Below are 8,172 nucleotides of genomic sequence, written 5' to 3'. Positions count from 1 at the left end.
CGTTCCTTTTGCATGAAAATCCGGCTGCTGCGGTTCGTGTAGACGACTACTTCTCGCTCAACAGTCTCCTGCACAAACGCTACGATCCGATACTTGCTGAGCCGCTGCCTGCTCGCTTTCGCGAGCTTTTGCAAGATCCCACGCCGAAATGGTTTCGCCTTCCGGCAGCGAACTGGCCGAGATTCTCTGCACTCGCAGCGATGCTGACTTTGGGAATCGGCATTGGATTCGGCGTTCAGTCTGGTATGGGAACGGGCGGAAGCGCGAGTGGGTCCGGTACCCGCGCATCCTCTCTGCACGATGTCCGCTATTCTGGACACGATTCGGGGGACAGTTTCGTGCGCAAAGCTGCTCTTGCCCACGTAGTCTATATGCCTGAGGTGGAGATTCCCAAGACCGGCGCGGGCATCAAGGATCTGGACTTCGTGAAATGGCTGACGAGTCGCATGGGTACTGATGTGCGTCCGCCCAATCTTGAACAAAGCGGCTTCCAGCTCGCAGGCGGGCGGTTGCTCCCGGATGCAGATGGATCAATGGCCCAGTTCATGTACCGGAACGCCCAGGGTGAAAGGGTGACGCTCTGCGTGTCCCGACGGAAGGCCAGCTCAAATACCACGGCTTTCAGGCTTTACGAGGACGGCCCCGTGAAAGTGTTTTACTGGATCGATGGGCAGTACGGGTACGCAGTCTCGGCCGGTATCGAACGTGCGACGCTGCTCAGGCTTTCCCACGACGTATATGCACAATTTACTCCCGTCTCCGAGTAACACGTTGCCAGGGGAAGGGTGAGAGAGACACCCCTCCAGAGTTGTGACGTGGTTGGCAGACGCTGCATGCTTAGGCGTGCAGCGGTCTTTTCTTGATTGCGAGATCCAAGTCTTGCGGTGAATCGCCAATTTGCCGGTATCAGCAGTACTGCTGAGAGAATACTTTATTACATGCCTGTGATTTTGCAGGATCGAAATAATTCTATGAGTCGATCGGAATAGTAAAGAGAGCGCTGTGTTTGCAGGTATGAAGCAGCTGATATCCGTACCGTCTTGATCGAGTGCGCCGGATCCTAAGATCCGTATCAGATGCCGAACAGTGACTTTTTTAACTTCTACTGATCTGGATCCAATCATGAACAAGATTGCCAAATATGCTTTCGTAATCAGCGCACTCGTGGCACCGGCCTTGTCCTTTGCCCGGTCAATGGCCCGCTGACCCGTGCACAGGTTCGGGCGGACCTCGTCCGTCTCGAACAGGCGGGCTATAATCCGGCCAGGGCGAGTGACCCGAATTACCCGGACGACATCCTTGCGGCAGAAGCAAAGGTGGCTGCTGAGGACGCAGCTGCCAGCCAGCAAAGCGGTTTGGGTGGTGTTCCTGGTGCCACAACGGATTCGGGAAACAAGCGAAGCGATACGTCATCGTCGCATTCGGACGATTGCGTCGGCCCCGTCAGCTACTGCAACATCTACTTCGGCGGCAGCTGAGCCGAGTTCAGCTGAGCGCTGCCCGGCGCATTGACCGACGCTGGCGCAGCGCATCTTTGTCACTGTCTGGAGCGGTTATCCTTTAGCCTGCAGGTGAAATCGCGACGAATTGCATCGACGGGAAAGCCATTGCAGAGCCCCTCTCTCCTCTTCTCTTTCCTGCTCGCTTCCTGCTAGTCTTCAGAGAACCTCGCGAGCAACAGACCGCTAAGAACAAAAAAGATCGTGTGCGCCTGCGCGAAGTACTCGATGCCAATAATCGAGAGAACGCGCGTCCCGGCAAGTCCCTGCCCGATGAGCGGTAGAACAACCAGAGCATTTGCCAGCCAGACCAACGTGGCGTAAAGCAGGCTCTTTCCGACAACGCGATTGCGCGGATCTCTGACGATCAACGCATAGAAGACAGCCATACCAATTCCTACGCATACGTGGAACGCCTGCTGGAACTGCCAGTTCGTGGCGAGTGCCCGGCCGGGGATATCAACTGCACGGTTCACCAGCGTGAGCAATCCACCGCGAGCAGTTACGATGCCGACCTGATCTGTTGCCTGAAGCAACGCAGTGTTCGCCCGTATCGCCAGTGCGCCAGCGGGCAGCGATACCCATATGCGCTTGAGAAGAGAGGGTTTAGCGGCAAGCACGTTTTCTCCTGTTCGACCATGTGTCCGAATAGTGTTCCTTCCCCTGCATAGATCGAACACGGTACGCGCGGAGATATTCCATTGCCGGTGCGAGATTGAATCTCGATTCGGGTGCTGACAATAAGCTTTGTATTCCGGTGGAAGTTGAAAATCGAATCATCCAGACTGGTGGAATTAGAAATATCGAGCTGGCGCTCTCCTTAATGTCGGTACGCAAAACTCACCAGGAAAATTGCTATGAAACGCCTTGCTATCACTGCTGTCGTCATGATCAGCGCACTTACCGAGACGACGCGTTCGCGCATGTTCCCCGACAGGCTGGAAACGCTAACGAATAAATTTTTCAGCAACCTGCTCGACGTGGACACTGAGTGGACGCCGACATCGGACGCGGCGCGACGGGATCGAAGGCTTCGATCGCAGGAGCGGCCAGAAGAAATGGACTGGCTCACGCGTCGATCTAATGTTCGGCTCGCACGCGGTGCTACGCGCGCTGGGCGAGGTCTATGCAAGCGACGACGGCAAGGACAAGTTCGTGTGCGACGTCGTGGTCGCGTGGGTCGAGGTCATGGACTTGGACCGGTTCGATTTCAGCGGGACCTGACTCACCGGCTAACCGTTCGCGACGAGGTGCGTCCGGGCACACACACAAAGGCGGTGCCGGACTCGATTCTTCTCTTGCCCGCTCGTTATCTGAGAATGCGCTGTTTTTCAAAAACGATAGCGAATGCCGACCCGGCCAACTGCCTGATAGCGGTTAGAATTTTCCGTTCAGGCCGGATAACGCGAGAACTGAGCGCGGCCGAGTGTACCGAAGAGGCGCTGCTCGCGGCCAGCTTCGAGGAGGCGACAGAATGAAAGCAGTCCTGAGTCCGCTGCGGGGGCCGCGCGATCTGCGCTCGATCCTGCCGTTCGCATCGCTCGTCGCGATTCTCGTGCCGATGGCGATCATCCAACCTAACACGCTTAGCTATTTCGGTGGCGTCATGCTGCTGAACCTCGGCGTTCCGATCGTGTTCGCCACCCTCGCGCAGCTCGCCGTGATTACGGCGAACGAACTCGATCTGTCCATTGGCTCTTTCGTCAGCCTGATGTTGTTCGAGTGCAGGTCAATTCCACTAGACTTGCCCATGCCGGCCTCCTGTGCGTCACGTCGGTGTTCGCACCATGATCTCTACGCCAGCCGTTCGCATCGAACGGAGGGAGGCCGGCTATATGATTACCAAAACCATGAAAACTGTCGATTCAATTCGAAATCCGCGTCAGCCAATCCTGCACCAGCTTCGCTATGAGTTGGTTATTGCGGTCCATGATCAGCATGTGGCTATTGCCGCGTACGCCTAGCGCAGGTAGCTCCATGACCTCAGCCAGCGTCCCCGAGTCGCTTAACCCCCGGCGGTAGTCCTCGACGACCCGGAAGTAGCGGGACCAGGTCTCGCTTTTGCCATGAATGTAGTCCCCCCATATGAACAGATGGGGGCAGCACACGACGGATGCGTTGACGGCTCCTGGCACAGCCGGGGGCTCGACGGCCACTACAGCCTTAACCAATTCCGGAAACAGGCGGGCGCACTGCAGTGCGTAGTAGCCGCCCTGACTATGACCAATCACTACACACGGCCCTATCTTTTGAAGGAGCGCTCCGTACGCTTTAAGCGCGAGGTCTTCAGTGCCCACCCAGCGTGGCACGAACTGACGACCGAATTGCTCCAGATGCTCAATGCTGAATTGCAGTCCCGGGTAAGCCATCTTCCGGGCGCTCCGGGCTTCAAGGATCGGTGGGTACGTGCCTGCTGCACCAAAACGGAAATGATGCCAAACGGCGTTCAGCGAACGATGTTCCGGTCCTTGCCCGAGAAATTGCGGGTAGGGGGGCCAGGATGCGCGCCCTCTTTCGAACGCGTCCGAGACCACCACGTCGAATCCATGGCGCAGGAAGTAATCCAACCATCCCTGTCCACCATCGGGCGTGTCTTCCCAGCAGGCGCCAGTTAGGCCGCCGCCGTGCCACAGCAGTAACGGCAGCACGAATTCCGGTTCGGCCTGCCGGTAATGCGTGGCATACATTTGACCTGCCATGTGGTCGCCGTTCATGTCAATGACGGTTGGCGTATCGCCCTCCACCCGGGCAACAGCTTCACTCTTAAAGCCAACCAGCCTGTGCAGTGCGCCACCGACGTGGAAGCCGCGGATTTCTTTTAATCTAATGTCGTGTCTTTCCATGCTTTTGCTGTTCCGGCAATGCGTCGTTTGGAGCCAGTTCAAGCGCTGGCTCAGCGCACGAAACGAGACACCCTAGCATATGTGGTGTGGGACTGCAGAAGCGTATCGTACACTTGGAGCTTAATGAGACAGGCGCCCGGCGTCACCAGACCAACGAGGAAACTGACCACTTCGTGCAGGGATCTCGCGACGACTTCCAACGCCGCATCTGCCTCGGGGCATGAATCTAGAAACGGCCGTTACCCCCAAGCGGTGGTCGCATGGGTCGGCGATCGTAGACGTCCACTCCCCGGCAGGAGCGCCATATCGACTCACATGACGCTTTGAGCTTTGGGCGCGCGACCGTCTATTCAGGCGTCGAGTCGCTGCTCGGCAGCTTCGCATTGAATGGCGGCTTGCCTCATCCGTTGATAACAAATTTGAAATCTGCGGGCAACGGCGCCGTCACCCGTACTTTTCAATAATGACCGCACGGTTCGAACGGCAAGCCGCGTTCAAGTTGTGCCGCTAGCCCCTACCGTCCTGCCCGCGGCGATGCCGGATCGAGCGTGAACATACTCCCTTCCAGAATGACCGCGCTCCCCACACAGGAGGATCTGTTATCGCTGAGTCCGCTTGTTGCGGGGGATTAAGTCTTAACGAACATTGCGTGCTTCATGAAAGCCCGGCTACGCATTGTGATCGTTCTCGTTGCGCTTAGAACCGGCGAGTGTGCGAATACTCTCCCTCAAGTCGGTACGCGAACGTCGTCCTGGAAACCCTACTCCAGTAATGACGCTACACCATGTGTTAGCCATTTGATTCTGCTGCAACGGCAACAATGTCGAACATGACGCCGGTGTCGATACATCTCTACGAAACCTGATGCAGTTTTCAAAAGGACAGGAACATGAAGATTCTGATCTCGTCGGTCCCGTTAATGGGTCATCTAAACCCGCTACTTTCGATCGGACGCACCCTGGTCGAGCAGGGTCATGAACTCGTCGGCCTGTCGGCGACTGTCTTGCGTGACCGCATTGAACGTATGGGCGCCACCTTCGCGCCGTTCGAAGGTGTCGCAGATGTTGATCTGCGGGACTTCGCCGCTGCCTTTCCCGACTTCACGTCCATTCCACCTGGTCTCCCGATGACTCGCTTCTATTTCGAGCGGGTCTTTGCCGACCCAATGCCCGACCAGTACAAAAGCCTTCAAAGGGTCCTCAAGAATTTCTCCGCGGACGTTATCCTCACGGACAACCTGTTCCTCGGCGTTCTGCCGATGCTGCTCGGTCCTCGCGCTTCGCGTCCTGCGATCGTGTATTGCGGAACAACCTGTCTGCTTTGCCACCGCGACGACAATGCGCCGTGCAACATGGGTCTTCCGCCAGCAAGCAAGCAGGACTATGAGGCGATCGCGGCCGAGGTGGATCAGATGTTTCTAGAGCCGTTCGGGCGTCATCTGAACGGGCTGCTCGCGAGCATGGAAGTCGAACCGATGTCGATGAACATCCTCGATGCCGTAGTCAAACTTCCGGATGTCCATCTTCAGTTGACCGTGCCGGAATTCGAGTTCCCGCGTTCCGATCTGCCGGCGTCGGTGCAATTTGTCGGCGCGATCCCGATCGTGTCGGGTCAGGCGCCGATACCGTCGTGGGCTCATGAACTGGACGGGCCGCGCAAAATCGTATTGGTCACGCAGGGAACGCTTTCCAATCATGATTTCGGACAATTGGTCATGCCGACACTCGCTGCGCTCGCAGACCAGCCAGACCTGCTGGTCGTCGTCACCGCCGGCGGGCGATCTATCGAGGCGATACCGGGGCCGATTCCGTCCAATGCGCGTCTCGCGAGTTATCTGCCGTTCGAGTGGCTGCTTCCAAAGGTCGATGTGTTCGTCACCAACGGCGGGTACGGCAGCGTGAATCAGGCATTGAGTTTCGGTATTCCATTGGTGACGGCGGGCATGACTGAAGACAAGGCAGACGTGAATGCGCGGGTCGAATGGTCAGGCGTCGGTATCGACCTCAAGACCAATAATCCGACGCCGGACGCATTACGCGATGCAATTCGCCGTGTGCCCGGCGAGCCGCGGTATCGCGCTCGTGCATCGGCGCTGGGGAAGCAGTATCGGCAAATCGATACGCGTGGCGAGATTGTGAAGATTCTTGAACGGGTGCGATCTCACGAGGCTGCGAGTTTGTGACGTTTGCCACGGGCATCACATCGCCAGCCGGGCGACGATCATGCAGGAGAAAACTCAACGGCCGGTTCAGTTCGAGATTACTGACCAGATCCGGGACAGCGTCGAGGCATGGATCAACGCGGCAGCGCTGGTGCCGGGTGAGCACCCCATAGGTCCTGAAACAAAGCCCTTAAACTCGTCTGGAACGCATCGGAGAGGCTCGCCTTCTCGTCGTCGCCATGATAGCCGCAAAGGCAGCCAAACGCGCCGCTGGGGGCCGCGGTCACGCGTCGCGTTGTAATTCCAACGGGTTTCCACACGACCTGGGTCGCGTGCTGCCGATCGAAACCTGGCGAACTGAAGCTGTTGATGCCGACGGCGTGAGGGAGCACGCGGCCAGTTTGAGACATTCGACAGCGGCTACGAATCGTCGACAATCCGATGCTGCTAGATGAGTTCCAGGTCAGGTTGACGTGCTTGCGGCAACCTCCGTCTTGCGGCGAACCCATTTGGGTGCGCGACCGGTGACGCGCTTGAACGCATGGCTAAATGCGCTCTCGCTCGCGTAGCCGAGCGACTCAGCGAGCCTGGCAATTGAGACACCGTCCTGACACAGCGCACGCTCCGCCAGGCGCATGCGCCATTCGGTCAGATAGCCGAGCGGACCGACGCCTGCCGCTGCCTTGAAATGAAGGGCGAAGGTCGCGCGTGACATACCTGCGGCCTTCGCCAGCTCGAGGAGGCTCCAGTCTTTGCCCGGTTGTTCGTGCATCAAGGCCCTCGCCTCGCTCGATAGCGTGCGCGCCTGCTCGGAAGCGCTGAATTGCGAGGGGCGGCCCTTCGATGCGGTGATTGCCAGTGCCGGCGTGATGCGGACGCCGTTTGGGCACACCGCCGATGGCTTCGAGACGCAATTTGGAACCAATCATCTCGGGCATTTTGTCTTTGTGAATCGCATTGCATCGTTGATTGCGCCAGGAGGGCGGCTGGTGATCCTCGCGTCTTCCGGCCATCGCAACTCAGATGTCGACCTCGAGGATCCCAATTTCGACCGCACGCCATACGATCCGGGGATCGCGTATGGCCGCTCCAAGACCGCCAACATCCTATTCGCGGTGGAGTTTGATCGCCGACATCGAGCGCACGGGGTACGAGCGACAGCGCTGCACCCAGGCGTGATCAAAACTGAACTCGACCGCCATATGAAACCTGACGAGGTCGACAAGGTTGTGAAGCAGATCAATGCCCAGTTGACCGCCAAAGGGCAGCCACCCTTCCGATTCAAGACGGTTCCCCAAGGGGCGGCGACTTCGGTCTGGGCCGCCATCGTTGCCGGGGCCGAAGAGATCGGTGGCCGCTACTGCGAGGACTGCCAGGTATCGCAGGTTATTCACGGACCGATCAGCCCGATGAGTCCCGGCGTCATGCCGTATGCAGTTGATTCGGAGTACGCCCAGGCGCTCTGGGCCAAGAGCGAGGAGATGATCGGCGAACGCTTTGATCGGCACTGAGACAGAAGGTGCGACGCGATATGTCATATGAGCGGTGTATTCCCGCTATGTGCACATGCTGGCTGTGGTGCAAATTGCGGGCGCAAGCGAAAAACGGTGTATTCACCATTGCATTATCGTGCTGAAAGGACTGACTTCCAAACAGCGGGCTCAGTGGA

Annotated in this window: 6 protein-coding genes and 4 pseudogenes; 7 read left to right on the top strand and 3 right to left on the bottom strand. The window is 58.0% G+C overall.

Annotation, left to right across the window (positions count from 1 at the left end; genetic code table 11):
• A partial coding sequence (locus P0D89_RS49475) for an anti-sigma factor family protein (RefSeq protein ID WP_408379165.1) occupies positions 1 to 767 on the top strand: 767 nt, incomplete at its 5' end.
• 355 nt (positions 768 to 1,122) lie between these two features.
• Positions 1,123 to 1,478: pseudogene (locus P0D89_RS49470) on the top strand (DUF4148 domain-containing protein).
• Positions 1,479 to 1,651: 173 nt separating this feature from the next.
• On the opposite strand, the gene P0D89_RS49465 reads toward P0D89_RS49470, so the two are convergent.
• Positions 1,652 to 2,119 carry a hypothetical protein gene (locus P0D89_RS49465; RefSeq protein ID WP_408364651.1) on the bottom strand — a complete coding sequence of 156 codons (468 nt, stop codon included), beginning with the start codon at positions 2,117 to 2,119 and terminating at the stop codon, positions 1,652 to 1,654.
• A gap of 312 nt (positions 2,120 to 2,431) precedes the next feature.
• Here P0D89_RS49465 and P0D89_RS49460 point away from each other — a divergent pair.
• Both P0D89_RS49460 and P0D89_RS49455 read left to right on the top strand, forming a co-directional pair.
• Positions 2,432 to 2,723: pseudogene (locus P0D89_RS49460) on the top strand (catalase/peroxidase HPI); the annotation flags it as partial.
• Positions 2,724 to 2,973: 250 nt separating this feature from the next.
• Positions 2,974 to 3,213, top strand: a pseudogene (locus P0D89_RS49455) (ABC transporter permease); the annotation flags it as partial.
• A 151-nt stretch (positions 3,214 to 3,364) separates the two neighbouring features.
• On the opposite strand, the gene P0D89_RS49450 reads toward P0D89_RS49455, so the two are convergent.
• Positions 3,365 to 4,342: an alpha/beta fold hydrolase gene (locus P0D89_RS49450; RefSeq protein WP_408364649.1), complete on the bottom strand. Its 978-nt coding sequence runs from the start codon at positions 4,340 to 4,342 to the stop codon at positions 3,365 to 3,367.
• Between the two features lie 889 nt (positions 4,343 to 5,231).
• Between P0D89_RS49450 and P0D89_RS49445 the strand changes: the two genes are divergently transcribed.
• Positions 5,232 to 6,524 carry a glycosyltransferase gene (locus P0D89_RS49445; RefSeq protein ID WP_408364646.1) on the top strand — a complete coding sequence of 431 codons (1,293 nt, stop codon included), beginning with the start codon at positions 5,232 to 5,234 and terminating at the stop codon, positions 6,522 to 6,524.
• Positions 6,487 to 6,654, top strand: a pseudogene (locus P0D89_RS49440) (integrase); the annotation flags it as partial. The gene P0D89_RS49445 and the pseudogene P0D89_RS49440, both read left to right, overlap by 38 nt.
• A 312-nt stretch (positions 6,655 to 6,966) precedes the next feature.
• Here P0D89_RS49440 and P0D89_RS49435 read toward each other — a convergent pair.
• Positions 6,967 to 7,275: a helix-turn-helix transcriptional regulator gene (locus P0D89_RS49435; RefSeq protein WP_408364644.1), complete on the bottom strand. Its 309-nt coding sequence runs from the start codon at positions 7,273 to 7,275 to the stop codon at positions 6,967 to 6,969.
• Between P0D89_RS49435 and P0D89_RS49430 the strand changes: the two genes are divergently transcribed.
• Positions 7,256 to 8,014, top strand: a complete 759-nt coding sequence (locus P0D89_RS49430; RefSeq protein ID WP_408364643.1) for an SDR family oxidoreductase — start codon at positions 7,256 to 7,258, stop codon at positions 8,012 to 8,014. The two genes, P0D89_RS49435 and P0D89_RS49430, sit on opposite strands and share 20 nt — an antisense overlap.
• Positions 8,015 to 8,172: the final 158 nt, after the last annotated feature.

Source organism: Paraburkholderia sp. RL18-085-BIA-A, from assembly GCF_046027075.1.
GTDB lineage: Bacteria > Pseudomonadota > Gammaproteobacteria > Burkholderiales > Burkholderiaceae > Paraburkholderia.
Note: the sequence above shows the minus strand (reverse complement) of the source record. Positions and strands in the feature narration are given on the sequence as shown.